We start from the raw sequence: 17,262 nt of genomic DNA on the forward strand, positions 1-17,262 counted from the left end.
GATGGTCGTGTTCCGAACACGAACACGAACGGCAAGGGCTCGCCGATCGGGCGAGCCCGTCCTATGGGAGGACGAGCTCATGGCCGAGCAGACCGGAGGGGGTACGGCGACCGCCGTGCCGCAGGTGACGATCGAGGCGCCACGCGCTTCTCGGACACCACAGGGGACGCTCTACCGCGGGTCCACGGGCATGTGGTCCTGGGTCCTGCACCGGATCACCGGCGTCGCGATCTACTTCTTCCTGCTCGTGCACATCCTCGACACGGCACTCGTGCGGCTCTCACCAGAGGCCTACAACGCGGTCATCGGCACGTACAAGACGCCGATCATGAACCTCGGTGAGATCGCCCTCGTCATGGCCATCGTGTTCCACGCGTTCAACGGTCTCCGGATCATCCTCATCGACTTCTGGTCGAAGGGTCCCAAGTACCAGCGCGCCATGTTCTGGATCGTGATCGTCCTCTGGGCGATCGCCATCGCGGGCTTCCTGCCGCGCCAGCTCATGAACCTCGTCGCCGACTTCAACTAAGGGGGCACACCGATGACCACGCAGACCATCGAGCCCCCGCGCTCGGCAGCAGCAGCCCGCCGCACCACCAACTGGGAGAAGTGGGGCTGGATCTACATGCGCGGCTCGGGCGTCCTGCTCGTCGTGCTGATCTTCGGACACCTCTTCGTCAACATGGTGGCGGGCGAGGGCGTCAAGCAGATCGACTTCGCGTTCGTCGCCGGCAAGTGGGCGTCGCCGTTCTGGCAGGTGTGGGACTCGCTCATGCTCGTCCTCGCGCTGATCCACGGGTCGAACGGCATGCGGACGATCGTCAACGACTACGTGTCGAAGCCGGGCATCCGGAAGACGCTGCTCGTCGCCATCCTCATCGCGTGCGTCGTGCTCATCGTGCTCGGCCTGCTCGTGTGCTGGACGTTCGACCCGTGCCCCGCGGGCGCAGCCGCCGCCGACCTCCCGTCCTTCTGCCCGGCGCAGTAGCACCGCCCCCGCTGCCGACCGCCTTCCCACCGTCTACGGAAAGACCCCTGTGACCGAGACCACCGTGCACCACCACCAGTTCGACATCGTCATCATCGGAGCGGGCGGTGCCGGCATGCGTGCCGCCATCGAAGCCGGCCCGAAGGCGAAGACGGCCGTCATCTCGAAGCTGTACCCGACGCGTTCGCACACCGGTGCGGCGCAGGGCGGCATGGCGGCGGCGCTCGCGAACGTCGAAGAGGACTCGTGGGAGTGGCACACCTTCGACACGATCAAGGGCGGCGACTACCTGGTCGACCAGGACGCCGCCGAGATCCTGGCGAAGGAGGCGATCGACGCGGTCATCGACCTCGAGAACATGGGTCTGCCCTTCAACCGCACGCCCGAGGGAAAGATCGACCAGCGGCGCTTCGGCGGCCACACCCGCGACCACGGGAAGTCCCCGGTCCGCCGGGCCTGCTACGCCGCGGACCGCACGGGCCACATGATCCTGCAGACGCTGTTCCAGAACTGCGTGAAGCTCGGCGTGAACTTCTTCAACGAGTTCTACGCGCTCGACCTCATCATGGTCGACGTCGTGGGCGAGGACGGCGTCACCCGCAAGCAGCCGGCCGGCGTCGTCGCCTTCGAGCTCGCGACCGGCGAACTGCACGTCTTCCACGCCAAGGCGATGATCTTCGCCACCGGCGGCTTCGGCAAGATGTACAAGACGACCTCGAACGCGCACACCCTGACCGGCGACGGTGTCGGCATCGTGTGGCGCACCGGTCTGCCGCTCGAGGACATGGAGTTCTTCCAGTTCCACCCGACCGGGCTCGCCGGCCTCGGCATCCTCCTCACCGAGGGTGCCCGTGGCGAGGGAGCGATCCTCCGCAACGCCTCGGGCGAGCGGTTCATGGAGCGCTACGCACCGACCATCAAGGACCTCGCGCCGCGTGACATCGTCGCCCGCTGCATGGTGCAGGAGGTGGCAGAGGGCCGCGGCGCCGGACCGAACAAGGACTACGTGCTGCTCGACTGCACGCACCTCGGAGCCGAGGTCCTCGAGACCAAGCTCCCCGACATCACCGAGTTCGCCCGCACCTACCTCGGCGTGGACCCGGTCGTCGAGCCGGTCCCGGTGATGCCGACCGCGCACTACGCGATGGGCGGCATCCCGACGAACACCGATGCCGAGGTCCTGTACGACAACACGACCGTCGTGCCCGGCCTGTACGCCGCCGGCGAGTGCGCCTGCGTCTCCGTGCACGGCTCGAACCGCCTCGGGACGAACTCCCTGCTCGACATCAACGTGTTCGGCAAGCGCTCGGGCAACAACGCCGCCGAGTGGGTCAAGACCGCCGAGTTCCTGCCCCTCCCCGAGGACCCGGCCGCCGGCGTCCGCGACATGCTCGCGCAGCTCCGCGCCTCGACCGGCACCGAGCGCGTCGCCGCCCTGCGCAAGGAGCTGCAGGACGAGATGGACAAGAACGCGCAGGTGTTCCGCACCGACGAGTCGCTGGCCCGTGTCACGGAGACGATCCACGAGCTCCGGAACCGCTTCCTGCAGGTGTCCGTGCAGGACAAGGGCAAGCGGTTCAACACCGACCTGCTCGAAGCCGTCGAACTCGGCTTCCTGCTCGACCTCGCCGAGGTCGTCGTCTACTCCGCCCGCAACCGCAAGGAGTCCCGCGGCGGCCACATGCGCGACGACTACCCGAAGCGCGACGACGAGAACTACATGCAGCACACCATGGCGTACCTGACGGGCGATCCGCACTCGTCACTCGCCGACGACCACATCACCCTCGACTGGAAGCCAGTCGTCGTGACCCGGTACCAGCCGATGGAGAGGAAGTACTGAGATGACCGACACCCTGGTCTCCGACGCACCCCGTACCGACACGGTGCAGGACGCCCCTCCCGGTTCGTTCCCCGTCACCCTGATCGTCCGGCGTTTCGACCCGGACGTCGACGACGAGCCGCGCTGGCAGGACTTCGACGTCATGATGCTGCCGACCGACCGCATCCTCGACGCGCTGCACAAGATCAAGTGGGAGCAGGACGGGTCCCTGACCTTCCGGCGCTCCTGCGCACACGGCGTGTGCGGGTCCGACGCGATGCGCATCAACGGCCGCAACCGGCTCGCGTGCAAGACCCTGATCAAGGACCTCGACGTCTCGAAGCCGATCTACGTCGAGGCGATCAAGGGCCTGCCGCTCGAGAAGGACCTCGTCGTCGACATGGAGCCCTTCTTCAAGTCCTTCCGCGAGGTCCAGCCGTTCCTGCAGGCGAACTCGGTCCCGGAGAAGGGCAAGGAGCGCGTGCAGTCCGTCGCCGACCGTGCCCGCTTCGACGACACCACGAAGTGCATCCTCTGCGCCGCGTGCACGTCGTCCTGCCCGGTGTTCTGGACGGACGGCCAGTACTTCGGCCCGGCCGCGATCGTCAACGCGCACCGCTTCATCTTCGACTCGCGCGACGACGCCGCCGACGTTCGACTGGACATCCTCAACGACAAGGAGGGCGTCTGGCGCTGCCGCACGACCTTCAACTGCACCGACGCCTGCCCCCGCGGCATCCAGGTCACGAAGGCCATCTCGGAGGTCAAGCAGGCCCTGATGCGCGGCAAGGCCTGACACCGGCCGACGCTCGGCATCGTCCAAGGCTCGGCAAAGACACCACCGATAGGCTCCGCTCCATGACGTTCGCGGACACCCGCCCCATCCTCGACCAGCTCGGCTACACGATCCGCTACGTGCAGCTCCCCGGAGAGACCCTGCACGAGCCGCCCGTCGAGGGTGCGCTCCGCATCGTGCCGACGCAGCACGACGAGTTCGCGCTCGAGGTCGTCGACTACGGCACCGCCCGTCGTCTCGCGACCGCGCGGGGTGAAGCGGACGCGGTGGAGATGCTCCGGCGATTCCTGAACCGTCCGTTCCCGGCGCCGCGCGACATCCCCCGCTACGAGCTCGACGGGCTCCGCGACCGTGCGGCGTCCACGTACCCGCAGCTCGCGCAGCAGGTCGCACAGGCCGGCGAGCAGGGGCTCACCATCCAGATCCCGGCCGGTGTCCCGGTGGACCGCATCGGCGGTCCCGACGGCTACCTGCTGCACCCGCTCGACACACCGGCGCCGCAGCGTTCGCTGCCGCCGCACGTCGCCCAGGCGCCCGAGACGCACCGCTACCTGGTGGAGCGGCCGTTCCTGGTGACGGTGCGGTTCGTGCAGCCCTGGTTCGACCAGCCCGGAGGCGCTCTCCGGTTCCAGACGGCGGATCCGTCGGTCACGGTGCGGGACCTCGTCGTGGACGGCTCGCTCTCCCGCCTCCGGGTGGTCTGACACCGGTCGCTGCGCGACACCCCATCACGACGAAGCGGCCCTCCCCGGACGGGGAGGGCCGCTTCGTCGTGGTGCTTCAGCCGAGGTCGGGGCGGTCGTACTGCGCGCCGGCCGGGTTCGGACCGAGGCAGCCGAACACGATGGCGACGATGCCGACGAACAGCGCGATGATCCACAGCGGACCGGCGAGGTTGGCGTCGTGCACGCGGCGCCACCCGAGCGCGATGTTCGGGACGATCGTCCCGAGCCACCAGATGCCGTAGAGCACGAGCAGGAGGAAGATCCACACCGGCGGGGAGCCCTCGCTGTGCGTGTACCCGTACTCGTCCGTGACCTGGGTGGAGGCGCTCCACGCGATGATCCCCGCGATGAACCCGCCGTAGAGCACGAGCGTCACGATCGCGTTCGCGAGGACCCAGTACCAGTACTCACTGCGGCTGGCGCGCCCGTCGAACCGGGCGTACTTCTTGAAGAACCGGGTGAACGCGTCGAGGAACCCGATGCCGTACCAGGGCGCCCACAGCGGCGGGGTCCCGTCGGGGCCGACCGGGATCGGTGGGCCGTACTGCGGGTACGGCTGGGCGTACGGCTGCTGGCCGTACGACTGCTGGCCGCACGGCTGCTGCTGCGGCGACGGCGGCTGCTCGCCGTTCGGCGGTCCCCACTGCGGCGTCTGGTCGTTGCTCATCGGGCTTCCTCCGGTCGGTCGAAGCGGGCTCCCTCGGGGTTGGACGGCAGGAGGCCGAACACGATGCCGACGATCCCCACGAACAACGCGATGATCCACAGCGCGCCGGCCAGGTTCGCGTCGTGCAGTCGTCGCCAGCCGAGCGCGAGTGTCGGCACGATCGTCGCGAGCCACCACAGCGTCGGGAGCAGGAACAGGATCCAGAACCACGGCGCCGGTGCCTGCGCGACCTGGTAGACGTTGCCGTCGCCGAAGTCGACCGTGTCGTACTCGATCGTCGACCACCGCAGCGCGAGGATCACGCCGAGGAGCACGAACGAGACGACGACGTTCAGCAGGTACGCCCACCAGAACTCACTGCGGCTGGCGCGCCCGCTGAAGGTGGCGTACTTGGTGAAGAACCGCGCAACGGCGCGTCCGAAGGAGATGCCGTAGTACGGCGCCCATCGCGGCGGTTCGCCGTCGTGTGCGGCCGGGGTCGGCGGTTGCGTGTTCGGATCCTGCGTCGGGTGCAGCTCGGTCATGGTTCCCCCTCGTGTGTTGGTCGAAACTCTGGACACGATTCAACCAGATCGACGGGCCCGTCAGCCGCGGTCGTCGGGACGGTCGAACCGGGCGCCCTCGGGGTTCGACGGCAGGAGTCCGAACACGAGCCCGACGATGTTCACGAAGATCGCGATGATCCACAGTGCGCCGGAGAGGTTCGCGTCGTGCAGCCGACGCCACCCGAGCGCGAGGCTGGGCACCAGGACCGCGAGCCCCCAGAGGATCGAGACCACGACCGCGATCCAGTACAACCCGCTGAACGAGCCGGTGGTCTGCCCCGTGGAGGAGTCGACCTGGATGTCGGACGTCACGACGCCGATCACCGCGATGATGGACAGGACGAACGCCACGATGACGTTCGCCAGGTACCACCACCAGAACTCGCTCCGGCTCGCGCGGCCACTGAAGGTCGCGTACTTCTTGAAGAACCGCGAGATCGCCCCGCCGAACGAGATGCCGTAGTACGGCGCCCAGAGCGGCGGCTCGCCACCGGGTCCGGTCGGTGCCGGCTGCTGTCCGTACGGGTTCTGCGGCGGGTACTGGTCACTCACGGGGTCCCCCTGTGTGTCGGCTGACGGTGTCGGCTCAGATTCAACCAGAACGACGACACCCCCGTCAGTTCGTGACGGGGGTGGTGTCGAGCGGACGAGACGAGCGGTCAGCCGCGATCGGGCCGGTCGAACTGCTGGCCCTGCGGAACGGTGCCGATCAGGCCGACGATGAGCGAGAACAGCACCCCGATCGGCGGGATGATGAAGAACAGCGCGAAGTAGCCGCTGAGGTTCACGTCGTGCAGCCGTCGAACGGTGAGCGCGATGAACCCGATGAAGGTGGCGAGGCCCCAGAGCCGGACGAGTTGGCTCGACCAGTCGTGCGCGAAGGGCAGCACGCCGAACACCGATCCGACGATGCCGACCGCCACGGACCCGATCACGTACCACAGCGCCCAGAACCAGTACTCGCTCTTGCTCGCGCGGCCGTCGAACCGGACGTACTTCTTCCAGAATCGCAGGAACGCCTGCGGGAACGGGATCCCGTACCAGGGCGCCCAGAGCGGCGGCGGTCCCTGCTGCTGGCCGTTCGGCGTCGGAGCACCGTACGGGTTCTGCGCGCCGTACGGCTGCTGACCGTACGGCTGCTGGCCGTACGGCTGCTGACCGTAGGGCTGCTGCCCGTACGGGTCCTGGTTCTGGCCGTACGGCGGCGGGTACTGGTTGCTCACGAGTTCGATCCTTCCGGCTGCCTGTCTGCGCCCACGCTCTTGGTGCACACGCTGTCGATGCACACAGAGTCAAGCACGTCCACGCCCGCGAGCGCGTCACCCCAGCGGAGGACCCCGCCCCGGTCAGGGGATGAGCGCGAGCTTGCCACCGGGGTGTTGCGACTCCAGCAGCTCGGCGGCTGCCTTGGCCTCGACGAGCGGGAAGGTCCGCGCGACGGGAACCTCGAGCTCGCCCGCTCCCGCGAGGTCGATCAGCCGCTGCCGCACCGAGTCCCGGAACGCCTTGCTCTCCGGCTGCCCGCCGCCCACAGCCGGGAAGCCGTCGCGCGCCGCTCGACCCTGCGCGGCGATCGTCACGATGCGGCTGCGGTCCGCGACCAACGCGAGCGAGACGTCGACGGCCTCGTCGGTTCCGACGCAGTCCAGTGCCACGTCGACACCGGACGGTGCGAGTTCCCGGATCCGCGCCTCCAGGCCGTCGCCGTACGCGACCCACTCGCCACCGAAGCGTCGGACGGTGTCCGCGGTGCGCTCCGACGCGGTCCCGATGACCCGCGCGCCGAGCGGGCGGAGCAGCTGGAGGAGGCTGACGCCGACCGCGCCGGACGCGCCGTGGACGACGATCGTGTCGCGCCCCTCGGCGCGCGTCACGCGGATCATGTCGGCCGCCGTGGCGGCAGCGAGCAGGAGGTTCGCCGCCTCGGGGAAGGCGAGCGTGGCGGGCTTCGCGAAGACGTCCGCAGCGGGGACCGTGATCCGCTCCGCCCATCCGCCGACGACGCGGAAGGCGAGGACCTCGTCGCCGACGGCTCCCCCGCCGGAGGCGATCTCGGTGTCCGGGCCGACGGCGCTGAGGACCCCGGCGACCTCGTAGCCGACGGCGATCGGCAGGTCGGACGGATCCCCTTGCCGGGTGTGCTTCGTGTCGGCGGGGTTCATGCCGGCGGCGCGGACGTCGATCGTGACCTCGCCGGGGCCGGGCGCTGGGACCTCCGTGTCGACGTACTCGAGGACTTCGCTGCCACCGAACCGCGGGGCCACCCAGTGCTTCGTCATGAGGCGGACGCTACGCCGGTCAGCCGAACGCGTCTGGGCGGGGCCAGCCGGCGAGCCGCATGGCTGCAGGTCGATCCAGCGGCCGTCCGAACTCGGTTCGTGGGCGGGCGAGCCACGAGGAGCCGCTCCAGACCTCGATGACGGGTTCCGGGCTGAGCGGCACCCGCCGCGTGACACGAGGCTCGCCGGACACGACGGTGACGCCGTACTCGACCGCTGCGACGGCGACCTCGGGGTCCACCGAGGCGACGTCGGTGTCGGCGAATGGTGGTCGAGCGCCCTCGAACAACGGCCACAGCCGTTCGTAGCGGTCGTCGACGGGGAGCCCGGACGACCAGCTGTCCATGTGGGTCCCGTGGACGGCACTGCGGACGGGCTCCCAACACGCCTCCGGCAGGAGCCCCGAAACGACCAGCCGGCGGAGTTCCGCGCACACGATCGAGCTCTGCGCGTCATCCCGGTACCCGGTGCGACCCCGGGTGAACGCACGGACCAGCGCTTCGGCGGACAGCGTGACACCGGGCCGCCCTGCCGGCTGGAGCCGTGCCCGGTCGTGCTCGACGAGCATCGCCACGATCGCGTTCACCGGGATGTCCCGCAACCACGTCATCCGCACGAGGTCCGAGAAGACGTACGAACGTCCCGCCGATGGAGCGACCCGGAGGACACGACGCGGCGCACCGTCGGCAAGGGAACGCCACGCGAACGACGTGACGACGCCGTCGGACGCATCGACCACCCCGACCGGTAGCTGAGGACCGGCGAGACGTGCGTCCAACGGGATCGTGATGTCAGTGGACCGCCGGAACGCGATGACCAGTCGCTCCGCGTCGTCGACGTGGGAGCACGTGGCAGTGACGGACTCGGCACCCCGGGACCGCTCGATGACGTCGAACCCCGTCGAGACTCGGTCGATCCGGAGGGACACCTCGTGGTCGCCGCACTCGAAGAGCGTCTGCGGCCCGCGCCTGATGCCGTGCAGGGACGCCGGAGCATCCGGTCGGTTGCCGGTCAGACGGCCGAGCGCGGGAGCGTGCGGAGCATCGTCTGCGCTCGCCGCCCGAGGACCGCTCGCGAGCTCGAATGCTCGGATCGAGCCAGCTTGCAGCCCGCACCAGGCGATCGACTCGAGCTCGACGGTCGCCACCGTCGCGAACGCGGCGGCGTCCCGGCTGCGGAGCATGCTGAACCTCGAATGCTCCGGTGGGTCGTCCGAGGTCCGCGTGATCGTGATCACGGAGCCGTCGACGGTCGCCGACGTGCCCGCGGGGACATCGTCCACGGTCCGCCGGACCCACTCCTCCGTCGAGAGCCCCTCCGCAGCGCGGAGCTCTCGCACGGCCTGCAGCGCGATGTACCGCGCGGCGTCCTCCGGAGCGTCGAAGACGGTGCCGGTCTCCGTGACGACGCCGCGCGAGAACCCACGCTCCACCACACCCCCGGGGAGCACGTCGTACCGGAAACGTGTTTCGAGGTCGCCGAACTCCACCCGGACGGGTTGCACCGTCGCGTCGTCGAACCCGACGCGTGCGAGGAGGTGACGCAGCACGGCGAGTGTTCGATCACTGAAGACGCGCTCGTGGGGCAGACTCGTGCGACCCGTCACGACGGATCCGTGGATGTCGTCCGAGAGAGCACCGTCACCTCGTTGGCGTGCAGGGTGAACGCGAGCCTGGTGGCACCGGCGTCTGCGCCGACGATCACGACGAACCGGGCTCGATGGTCGCCGCGATGCGGTTTGCCAGGTCCTCGTCGATGACGTGCGGGTAGTTCGAGCCGTACTCCCACCAGGAGGAACAGACACCACATCGGTAGAGGTGGCACTGGTACTCGAGGCTGACGCCGATCAACTTCGGCTGGTCAGAGGTCGAGATCCAGAACTCACGACAGAATCTGCACCCCTGATCGTGGAACGGGATCGTCTCGGGCATCCGCTGCGGTGGCCCGTCAGCTGGACCGCGGCGCACTGGCCACGATCGACTCGACGACCTCGGGGTCGATCTGGAAGCCGTCGGCCGACCCCGGATCGATCACCACACCGCCGCCAGGTCGGACACGCCGGAGAACGTCCAGGCCGCTCATGGTCGTCGCGTACGGCGCCATGTCTCCGAGCGAGGACGCCCGCTCCAACGTGGTGAACACCGCCACGTACGTGACCGCGCCGACCGCGTACGTCACGGGCTCGAACGCACCGCGACCGTCGTCGAGCGCGGCGCCGGACGGGACGACGACTGGCGCGACCACGAACGTGCCGAGGAGACCACGGAAGTCAAGACCGCCCGAGCGGGCTGCCTGGACCGCGTCGGTGAGACTCGGTGGTGTCGAGCTGCCTGGCACGTCTGCTCCCTGTTGCTCTCGCGGATCAACCATAGATGAGGATGGGCTCCCAGTGCCCGCCGTCGAGGAGCTTGAACACGACCGAGCCGGCCGGCATCGGGATGCCGCCCTCGACGACGAACTCGCGAGTCTCGTTGATGAAGAACTCGCCACCGATCTTGACCGCGGTGTGTCCGCCCGGGACGAAGTGCTCCCACCCACCGGCGTCGGCGAACGTCGGGAGTCGCGCGGCGAGCCCGTCGACGGGCACGACGACGCCGAACACGTCGCCGCCGGTCTGCCATGCCTTCATCGCCGACGGGGCCATGCCCGACTCGATGCTGGCGCTCAGCGCATCCGTCACCTTGGCGGCGTCCGCCTCCGGCATCATGAACATCGCGTCGCCCGGCCGGCCGAGGGTGGCGTTCGCGCGCTCGAAGTACTGCAGCTGCTCCGCCCCGAAGAAGCGCACTCCGCTCTTGACCTCAGGCATCCAGTCAGGAGTGACGTGGGGGTTGTCGCCACCGCCGTCGCCGCTGCCTGACGTCGGCTGGTCGCCGCCGTGCTGCTCGCCGGGAGCGCCGCCGCCCGCAGGGGTGTCGCCACCGGACTCGTGCCCGGGTGCCGTCCCGTCGCCGCCGTGCCCCGATGCGCCGTCGCCGCCGTGCCCGGACGCGCCGTCGCCGCCGTGCCCCGATGCTCCGTCGCTACCGCCGTGCCCGGTCGACCCGTGGCCGCCGCCGTGGCCACCGGTCGACTCGGACTCCGAGCCACCGTGCGTCGTCGTGCTCTCACCGTGCCCGCCGGCACCGACGAGCTCCGGCTCGCGCACCGGCGGCGCCTCGACCGTCGAACCACCGGCGTGCGCGTGCGCGTTCGCATCGGCGCCCGACTCCGACCGTGCCGGCGGGACCTCGGCGTCGCCGCCGTGGTGGCCGTGCACGAAGTCCCCGAGCCCGGTCTTGAAGTCGGCGATCTTGCCGGTGAAGCCGTGCAGCGAGTCACCGAGTCCGGCGGAGACGATCCCCTTCAGGTCCCCGAGCTTCGGGAGCACCGACGTCAGGCCCTTCGAGGCCCAGGCCCCCGCGTCGACGAGGTCGAGGAACTTGCCCGCCTTGCCGACGGTCCCCGCGACCTCGCCCACCTTGCCGAGTGCACCGACCTTGCCGACCTCGCCGGCGACCGGGATGAGCAGCGAGCCGACGCCCCAGATCGCCTGGCCGGCTGCGGTGCCCGGGTCCTTCGCCCACTCGTCCCAGCCGACGGTCGCCTTGCCGAGGCCCTTCCAGGCCTCGCCGGCGTTGCCCCAGCTCCAGGAGTCGTCCGCGGCGTTGTAGCCGATGAGCGACCCCATGCCCTTCCACGAGTCCGTGAGGGTGTCGAGGTGCCAGCCGGTGCCATCGATCCCGACGAGCATGCCGAGGCCCTGGACCGTGCCCCAGATGCCGTCGACGACGACGCCCTTGAGCAGGTTCGGCACGAAGTACAGCGTCTTCTCGCCGCAGCTCTCCCTGCGGGCCTCGGCGGTCCCCCAGGGCAGTTCCGTGCCCATCGGGAGTTCGTTGTACCCGTAGCCGAGCTTGTCGTCCGGGTCGTCGCCGGTCATCGCGTGCAGCGGCGCCAGTCCCGAGAGCCCGCGGATCGTGTTCGCGCACTTCCGCTCGGCGGCCTGGTAGGCGACGACCTGGTTGGCGACACCGTTGATGATGTCGTTGTTCTCGCCGTTGAGGGTCTCGTCCTCGTCCCACGCGCCGTCGTGCTGCTTGACGTCGGCGTGCAGGGTGTTCCCGCGGGTGACGTACGTCTTGAGCTTCGCGACGATCGGCGTGACCTCGGTCACGAAGTCGTCGAGCGCCTTCGCCACCGTGTCCAGGTCGTCACCGAACGCCGTGCCCTGCGGCACGATCGGCGTCATCGCGTCGTACAGGTCCTGGTCCCCCGGACCCTCGTACGAGTGCGAGATCGGCGTCCACGCACTGTGGATGTCCGCCGTCCCGTCACGCACCGCCGACGCCACCGTCCGGAGCTTGCCCGCCCCAGCGGTGATCCCGGACGTGTCGACGTCCGTGTACGGGATCTCCCCGACGTTGACGAGCCCACTCATCGTTGCCGCACTCCCCCTGCTGCCTGCTGCTAGTTCGCGCCCGGAGCGCCGTCGAACGCCGAGAAGTTCCCGCTCGTCGCCGCAGCGACCGCGTTGGCCTGCGTGGTCGCGGCCATCTCGTCGTCACCGTCGATGACGGCCTGGGTCGCCCCCGAGGCACCGAGCAGCGACGCGCGGACCCGGTTCTGGATGCCCGTCAGGGTCGCCTTCCGGTGCTCGAAGAACCCGGCGATCGCCTCACCGATGACCTGCGACTGCGCGGCGGTCGCCGCGTCCTGCACGATCGTGTCCACGCCCTGGACGGAGCCGTCCTCCGACCCGCCGAGGGCGGTGGACATGGTGATCGTCCGGTCCGAGACCGCCGTCAGGACGTTCTGCACACCCGCGGGGTCGACCCGCCAGCCGTCGACCACGTCAGCCGATGTTGCCGACGGCCGACTTCGCCTTGCTGATCGCGGACTGCGCCGACTCGTCGTTCGACTGCAGCGACGCACGCAGCGTGGCGATGATCTGCTTGACCTCGCCCGCGACGGTGTTCCACCGCTGCTCCTTGGCGTGGTAGTCGTCCGAGACGCCGTCAGCCTGGTAGTCGGCCATCGCGGCCTTCACGTCCGAGTCTCGCTGCGCGATGAGCGCCTCGAGCTGGGCCGCGACGGCGTTGAAGTTGTCCTGCGCGTTCTGCGACGCCGCGACGTCGTAGTCGCGACGGTCTGCCTGGTTGCCACCGCTCATGGTGTGTTCTCCCTCTCCCCGAAGATCCGTCAGGCGCGACCGCTGAAGCGGGCCGCGTCGAAGTTGGAGCTGCCCTCGAGCGAGCTCGTGGACTGCGCCATGTCCTGGTCGCCTTCCTGGAACGAGCGGTCCATGCCCGAGATGCCCTGGAGGACGCTCGCCAGCGCACCGTTCAGCTCGTTGGCGATGGTGTCCGTCTCGGACTTGAAGCGGTCGAACGCCGCGCGACCGGCACCGTTGAAGCGGCCCTGCAGCGGCTCGGCCGAGTCGGCGAGCTTCCGGACCAGGGTCCCCAGGTCACCGGAAGCGCCGGACGTCTGCTTGGTCAGGTTGGTGAGGACCTGTGCCCCCATTGCGAACTTCATCGCTCATCCTCTCTGTCTCTTCCCCCCACCCCAGTACGGGTGACAGCGAACGAGAGCAGCCTAGACCACGATGGCGACACGCGTCACGCCCCGCTTCTGACATGATCGGACGTGCCGATGGGAGGTGAGGCATGTCGTCGATCGTGGTCGAGACCGTCGTTCCGGTCATGACCTGCGGACGCTGCGGTGCGCCGTCCACGCAGGGACAGCGGTTCTGCACGGACTGCGGCGCGCTCCTCGGCCGGACCGTCGCATCGTCGGAGTACGACGCCCTCCGTGACGTCGCGGTGGCGGGCGCCGGTGCGATCGCGCTGGCGCGACTCGTCGACGTCGTCGTCTGCCTGCTCGGTGCCGCGGCCGGTGCCGGCCTCCTCTTCCTCGCCCACCGGGCCGTGCCCTCGTCCGACCCACTCGGCACCGCGATCGCCGGTGCGGTGACCGGCCTGGTCGTGACGGCCGTGATCGTGGCGATCCGCGCCTCCAGGACGGGTCGTGGACCGGGCGGTCTCGTCACCGGGACCCGTGTCGTCGACGTCGAGGACGCCCTGCCCGCAGGGCCGGTGCGTCAGCTGTCGCGCCTGCGCGGACAGCACCCCCGTCCCGCCGGTTCCGGCCCGTGGGCGGCTGCGACCGGCACCCTGACCGCCGCGCTGCGCACCGGTCGTGAACCGCTCTCCCCCGCCGCCCCGGCGCTCGGCACCGCCTTCGGTGCGGCCGCGTCGGCGGGTGTCCGTCCCGGGTCCGCTCCCCTGCCTGGAGGCGCGGCACCGGTCGGCCTCGACGCCACCCGTCGGTCCGGGGTCGGCTCCGCACCCGTCGGTTCCGTACCCGACGCCGGTTTCGCGGCCGTGCCGCCGCCCACCGCACCCGTCGCCGACGAGTCCGTCCCGGCGGACGCCGTCGTGCTCCGCTTCGACTCCGGCGCGCTGCACTGGTTCCGCGGTACCTGCGTCGTCGGCCGCAACCCGGAGGCGGAACCGGGCGTCGCCACCGTCGCGGTGCCCGACCTCTCCCGCACGCTGTCGAAGACCCACGTCGCGCTCGTCCAGACGGCCGGTGCCGTGCTGCTGCGGGACCTCGGTTCGACGAACGGCACGTCGGTGGTCCGTCCGGACGCCTCCTTCGAGGACCTCGTCCCCGGCATCGACCTGCGCGTCGCCGCCGGATCCACCGTCCGCATCGGCGACCACGCGTTCGTCGTCGACCGGGTCGGAGCCGCCGCGTGAACCTGTTCCGACCGGCGCGGGCGCACGACGACCGCCCGACCGCGAAGCACCCGCTCGTCGACTCGGCTGGCGGGGGCACCATCCGCATCGAGAGCCGCGCCGGCATCGTCCGCCTCGGCCGCGCCCAGGTGGACCTGCTCCGGACCGCGTCGACCGAGGGTGCCCGCCCGATCCTCGTCACCGACGGGCTGTCCGTCGTCACCGAGGCGTTCCGACAGGCACTCGTCGACGCCGGCGGAGCGTGGGTGGTCCGCGGTGACGACGGGCTGCGCAACGGACTCGACGGGCGGCGGCTCGAGGCGTTCACCGACGCGGTGCTGCTCGGGCCGCCGACCACGGTCGAGGACGTCGCCGTGGGACACCTCCGTCCGGAGCCCGCGACCGCGGACCAGCTCGTCGTCTCGGCTTCCGTCCGGCACCGTGCGAGCGCCGAGACCGTGCTCGGCACGACGACCGAGTTGCTCGCCGTCGAGCTCGCCGGCGCCGCCCCGACCGGGTGGGGCACGCACGAGCCGGCGAGTCGTGCCTGGGACCGTCGCGCGTTCACCGAGGCGGCCCGCGAGCGGATGCCCGACCCGACCAGACTGCTCGCGGTGGGGTCGCCCGCCGCGCCGCTCGCGGTGACGATCACGGCACAGCGGACCGAGCACGGCGTCGAGGAGCTCACCACCGGGCTGCTGTCGGTCGGAGCCCCCGGCGACGCCGCGGCGTCGGTGCGGGTCGCAGCCGTGCCACAGGTGCTCGGGCGTCTCGCCGCGGCCCAGCTCCCGCTCTTCGCCCTGGTGCTCCGCCGCCCGGGCCGTGCCGACCTGGCCCAGGCCCCGCGGATGGCGCTCCCGCCGGTCCCGGTCGCGATGCTGCTCGGTGCGCCGTCGGTGCGACAGCTCGGGCTCGACCCCGGGGCGATGCACGACCGGTTCGGTGCGGTGGTCGCGGGACGCCCGCGCATCCCGGCACTCGTGCTGCCGTTCGGACGGCACCGGGACCGCGACCCCGTCGAGGAGCTCGCGGCCGTGCTCTCCCACATCGGTCGTGACCGGGTGGCGGACGCGGTGGGGATGGACGAGGCGACGAGGGAACAGGTGCAGCGTGCCACGGAACAGTGACTCGATCCTGCTGGAGAGCGTCTCGACACACCGACGACGGCTCCGGCAGGCGTTCGTCCTCGGACGGCTCGCCGACCGCCGGGTCGTCAACGACAACGTGAAGCGGTTCATCGGGAGCGTCGTCCTCGCCGCGGTCGTCGGCGTCGGGTGCCTCGGCTACTCGTTCGTGACGAACGCGCTCGCCCAGCAGGCGGCCCAGCAGCAACAGCAACAGGAGACCAAGTGACCGACTTCACCCGCGTGACCGTGGTCGGCGCCGGCCGTCGCGCCGACGTCGTCGTCGCGTCCGACGAACCGTTCGCCGGGCTGCTGCCGCGACTGGTGGACATCCTCGACGAGCCGATCGCGGACAGCGCGCACCCGGTCGCACTCGTGCGGGTCACGGGCGAAGAGGTCTCGCTCGCCGCCGACGCCGCCACGCAGGAGATCGCCGACGGCGAGGTCCTGCACCTCGTGCGCCGCGCCGACGCCCCGCCGCCGCCCGAGGTCTCCGACGTCACCGACGCCGTCGCCGACTCGCTCGGTCGCCGCTCGGACGGCTGGGGCACCGCCGCACGACAAGCCGTCGCCGCCGGTGCCGTCGGTGCGACCGCCTCGGTCGTCGGGACCCTGGTCGTCGCGGCGTTCACGGTCGCGTCGGTGCGTGCTGCGTTCGACGGCGGCGACGTCTCCCCCGCCCTGCTGCCGTCCGTGCTCGTCGGCAGCGGCGTCGTCCTCGCGCTCGCGGCCCTCGTCGCCGGACGCGCCGGAGCCCGCTGGACGGGCATCGCCCTCACGGCAGCGGCCACCGGGCTCGCCCTGCCGATCGGTCTGGCGGTCGGTCCGGTGCTCGGCCGCGACGGCGACCAGCCCGCGATGATCGCCGCAGTCGTGCTCGTCTGGGCGTGGATCGCGCTCGGCGTCGGGCTCGGCGTCGGGCAGCGCACCCGGACCATCGGCACCGCCGCCGTCGTCGGTGTCGTCCTGCCCCTGCTCGGCATGGTCACCTGGCTGACCCCGGCTCCGGAGGCCGCCGGCTGGGGCGTGGTGGCCGTCGCCGCGATCGTGGTGTGCGGGCTCCTGCCGTCCGCGGCGATGTCGTCCGCGGGGCTCACCGGACTCGACGACCGGGTCAGCGGTGGCGACCCCGTCGCCCGCGACCGCGTGGTGACCGCCCTCGACGACGCGTACCGGGCACTCGACTGGACCACGGCGGCCGTCGCGGCTCCGATCGCCATCGCCGGTGCCGCCCTCGTCGCCGATCAGGACCCGTGGGCGATCGGCCTCGGCACCGCCGTCGTCGTCGTGGCCGCGCTCCGCACCCGAGCGTTCCCACTGACCCTGCAGGGCGTCCTGCTCTGGAGCGCGGTCGTCCTCGCCGCGGTGCTCGGACTCGTCGGGCACGCCGCCACCGCCCCCGTGCAGGTGCTCGGGATGCTCGCCGGGCTCGGTGTGGTCGGGGCCCTGCTCGCCGGCGTCCGACCCGCTGCGCACCAGCGTGCCCGGCTGCGATCGCTCGGCAACGTGCTCGAGACCATCGCGGTCGTCGTGACCCTGCCGCTGCTGCTCGGCACGTTCGGGCTGTTCGCCGCACTGCTGGAGACGTTCTGAC

21 protein-coding genes are annotated in these 17,262 nt (G+C 70.7%); 9 read left to right on the top strand and 12 right to left on the bottom strand.

The window, feature by feature from the left end:
• The first annotated feature begins 79 nt into the window (after positions 1 to 79).
• The 5 genes from sdhC (at position 80) to CRP27_RS05605 (ending at position 4,310) form a co-directional block, all read left to right on the top strand.
• The gene (gene sdhC, locus CRP27_RS05585) at positions 80 to 529 is read left to right on the top strand and encodes a succinate dehydrogenase, cytochrome b556 subunit (RefSeq protein WP_097179766.1); all 450 of its coding nucleotides are present in this window, start codon (positions 80 to 82) and stop codon (positions 527 to 529) included.
• 12 nt (positions 530 to 541) lie between these two features.
• Positions 542 to 988 carry a succinate dehydrogenase, hydrophobic membrane anchor protein gene (gene sdhD, locus CRP27_RS05590; protein WP_079236494.1) on the top strand — a complete coding sequence of 149 codons (447 nt, stop codon included), beginning with the start codon at positions 542 to 544 and terminating at the stop codon, positions 986 to 988.
• A gap of 49 nt (positions 989 to 1,037) precedes the next feature.
• A complete protein-coding gene (gene sdhA, locus CRP27_RS05595; RefSeq protein WP_097179767.1) occupies positions 1,038 to 2,831 on the top strand; it encodes a succinate dehydrogenase flavoprotein subunit in 1,794 nt (597 codons plus the stop codon).
• Between the two features lies 1 nt (position 2,832).
• Positions 2,833 to 3,606, top strand: a complete 774-nt coding sequence (locus CRP27_RS05600; RefSeq protein WP_097179768.1) for a succinate dehydrogenase iron-sulfur subunit — start codon at positions 2,833 to 2,835, stop codon at positions 3,604 to 3,606.
• Between the two features lie 62 nt (positions 3,607 to 3,668).
• On the top strand, positions 3,669 to 4,310 hold the full coding sequence (locus CRP27_RS05605; protein WP_097179769.1) for a TNT domain-containing protein: 642 nt from the start codon (positions 3,669 to 3,671) through the stop codon (positions 4,308 to 4,310).
• Between the two features lie 76 nt (positions 4,311 to 4,386).
• Here CRP27_RS05605 and CRP27_RS05610 read toward each other — a convergent pair whose 3' ends face one another.
• The 12 genes from CRP27_RS05610 to CRP27_RS05665 all read right to left on the bottom strand — a co-directional run bounded on the left by CRP27_RS05610 (position 4,387) and on the right by CRP27_RS05665 (position 13,339).
• Complete coding sequence (locus CRP27_RS05610) at positions 4,387 to 4,998, bottom strand: DUF805 domain-containing protein (RefSeq protein WP_097179770.1); 612 nt, start codon at positions 4,996 to 4,998, stop codon at positions 4,387 to 4,389.
• Positions 4,995 to 5,522: a DUF805 domain-containing protein gene (locus CRP27_RS05615; RefSeq protein ID WP_097179771.1), complete on the bottom strand. Its 528-nt coding sequence runs from the start codon at positions 5,520 to 5,522 to the stop codon at positions 4,995 to 4,997. Before CRP27_RS05615 ends, CRP27_RS05610 begins: the two co-directional genes overlap by 4 nt.
• A gap of 60 nt (positions 5,523 to 5,582) precedes the next feature.
• Positions 5,583 to 6,095 carry a DUF805 domain-containing protein gene (locus CRP27_RS05620; RefSeq protein WP_097179772.1) on the bottom strand — a complete coding sequence of 171 codons (513 nt, stop codon included), beginning with the start codon at positions 6,093 to 6,095 and terminating at the stop codon, positions 5,583 to 5,585.
• A 107-nt stretch (positions 6,096 to 6,202) separates the two neighbouring features.
• Positions 6,203 to 6,766 (bottom strand): DUF805 domain-containing protein, encoded by a 564-nt coding sequence (locus CRP27_RS05625; protein ID WP_176505477.1) that lies wholly within the window; start codon positions 6,764 to 6,766, stop codon positions 6,203 to 6,205.
• A 123-nt stretch (positions 6,767 to 6,889) separates the two neighbouring features.
• Positions 6,890 to 7,822 (bottom strand): NADP-dependent oxidoreductase, encoded by a 933-nt coding sequence (locus CRP27_RS05630; protein ID WP_097179774.1) that lies wholly within the window; start codon positions 7,820 to 7,822, stop codon positions 6,890 to 6,892.
• Between the two features lie 19 nt (positions 7,823 to 7,841).
• On the bottom strand, positions 7,842 to 9,371 hold the full coding sequence (locus tag CRP27_RS05635) for a hypothetical protein (RefSeq protein ID WP_097179775.1): 1,530 nt from the start codon (positions 9,369 to 9,371) through the stop codon (positions 7,842 to 7,844).
• A gap of 151 nt (positions 9,372 to 9,522) precedes the next feature.
• Positions 9,523 to 9,672: a hypothetical protein gene (locus CRP27_RS18160; RefSeq protein WP_176505478.1), complete on the bottom strand. Its 150-nt coding sequence runs from the start codon at positions 9,670 to 9,672 to the stop codon at positions 9,523 to 9,525.
• 97 nt (positions 9,673 to 9,769) lie between these two features.
• On the bottom strand, positions 9,770 to 10,159 hold the full coding sequence (locus CRP27_RS05645; protein ID WP_176505479.1) for an SseB family protein: 390 nt from the start codon (positions 10,157 to 10,159) through the stop codon (positions 9,770 to 9,772).
• Positions 10,160 to 10,184: 25 nt separating this feature from the next.
• The gene (locus CRP27_RS05650) at positions 10,185 to 12,242 is read right to left on the bottom strand and encodes a hypothetical protein (RefSeq protein ID WP_097179778.1); all 2,058 of its coding nucleotides are present in this window, start codon (positions 12,240 to 12,242) and stop codon (positions 10,185 to 10,187) included.
• A 29-nt stretch (positions 12,243 to 12,271) separates the two neighbouring features.
• The gene (locus tag CRP27_RS05655; protein WP_092095530.1) at positions 12,272 to 12,655 is read right to left on the bottom strand and encodes a DUF6507 family protein; all 384 of its coding nucleotides are present in this window, start codon (positions 12,653 to 12,655) and stop codon (positions 12,272 to 12,274) included.
• Between the two features lies 1 nt (position 12,656).
• The gene (locus CRP27_RS05660) at positions 12,657 to 12,974 is read right to left on the bottom strand and encodes a pore-forming ESAT-6 family protein (protein ID WP_079236508.1); all 318 of its coding nucleotides are present in this window, start codon (positions 12,972 to 12,974) and stop codon (positions 12,657 to 12,659) included.
• Positions 12,975 to 13,003: 29 nt separating this feature from the next.
• A complete protein-coding gene (locus tag CRP27_RS05665; RefSeq protein ID WP_079236509.1) occupies positions 13,004 to 13,339 on the bottom strand; it encodes a WXG100 family type VII secretion target in 336 nt (111 codons plus the stop codon).
• 131 nt (positions 13,340 to 13,470) lie between these two features.
• On the opposite strand from CRP27_RS05665, the gene CRP27_RS05670 reads away from it, so the two are divergent.
• Genes CRP27_RS05670 through CRP27_RS05685 form a run of 4 tightly spaced genes read left to right on the top strand, consistent with a single transcriptional unit; the run spans position 13,471 to position 17,261 of the window.
• Positions 13,471 to 14,565, top strand: coding sequence for an FHA domain-containing protein (locus CRP27_RS05670; protein ID WP_097179779.1), 1,095 nt, complete (start codon positions 13,471 to 13,473; stop codon positions 14,563 to 14,565).
• A complete protein-coding gene (locus tag CRP27_RS05675; RefSeq protein WP_097179780.1) occupies positions 14,562 to 15,671 on the top strand; it encodes a DUF6177 family protein in 1,110 nt (369 codons plus the stop codon). Before CRP27_RS05670 ends, CRP27_RS05675 begins: the two co-directional genes overlap by 4 nt.
• Positions 15,655 to 15,897 (top strand): hypothetical protein, encoded by a 243-nt coding sequence (locus CRP27_RS05680; protein ID WP_097179781.1) that lies wholly within the window; start codon positions 15,655 to 15,657, stop codon positions 15,895 to 15,897. Before CRP27_RS05675 ends, CRP27_RS05680 begins: the two co-directional genes overlap by 17 nt.
• Positions 15,894 to 17,261, top strand: coding sequence for an EsaB/YukD family protein (locus tag CRP27_RS05685; protein WP_176505480.1), 1,368 nt, complete (start codon positions 15,894 to 15,896; stop codon positions 17,259 to 17,261). Before CRP27_RS05680 ends, CRP27_RS05685 begins: the two co-directional genes overlap by 4 nt.
• Position 17,262 lies beyond the last annotated feature (1 nt).

Origin of the sequence: Curtobacterium sp. 314Chir4.1 (assembly GCF_900215175.1) — a bacterium.
Lineage (GTDB): Bacteria > Actinomycetota > Actinomycetes > Actinomycetales > Microbacteriaceae > Curtobacterium > Curtobacterium pusillum_A.

Excerpts from the sequence above, each read along its gene's own strand:
- CRP27_RS05650 (WP_097179778.1), bottom strand. The coding sequence starts at position 12,242 with ATGAGTGGGCTCGTCAACGTCGGGGAGATCCCGTACACGGACGTCGAC.
- sdhC (WP_097179766.1), top strand. The coding sequence starts at position 80 with ATGGCCGAGCAGACCGGAGGGGGTACGGCGACCGCCGTGCCGCAGGTG.
- CRP27_RS05660 (WP_079236508.1), bottom strand. The coding sequence starts at position 12,974 with ATGAGCGGTGGCAACCAGGCAGACCGTCGCGACTACGACGTCGCGGCG.
- sdhD (WP_079236494.1), top strand. The coding sequence starts at position 542 with ATGACCACGCAGACCATCGAGCCCCCGCGCTCGGCAGCAGCAGCCCGC.
- CRP27_RS05605 (WP_097179769.1), top strand. The coding sequence starts at position 3,669 with ATGACGTTCGCGGACACCCGCCCCATCCTCGACCAGCTCGGCTACACG.
- CRP27_RS05600 (WP_097179768.1), top strand. The coding sequence starts at position 2,833 with ATGACCGACACCCTGGTCTCCGACGCACCCCGTACCGACACGGTGCAG.
- CRP27_RS05615 (WP_097179771.1), bottom strand. The coding sequence starts at position 5,522 with ATGACCGAGCTGCACCCGACGCAGGATCCGAACACGCAACCGCCGACC.
- CRP27_RS05665 (WP_079236509.1), bottom strand. The coding sequence starts at position 13,339 with ATGAAGTTCGCAATGGGGGCACAGGTCCTCACCAACCTGACCAAGCAG.
- CRP27_RS05630 (WP_097179774.1), bottom strand. The coding sequence starts at position 7,822 with ATGACGAAGCACTGGGTGGCCCCGCGGTTCGGTGGCAGCGAAGTCCTC.
- CRP27_RS05610 (WP_097179770.1), bottom strand. The coding sequence starts at position 4,998 with ATGAGCAACGACCAGACGCCGCAGTGGGGACCGCCGAACGGCGAGCAG.
- CRP27_RS05670 (WP_097179779.1), top strand. The coding sequence starts at position 13,471 with ATGTCGTCGATCGTGGTCGAGACCGTCGTTCCGGTCATGACCTGCGGA.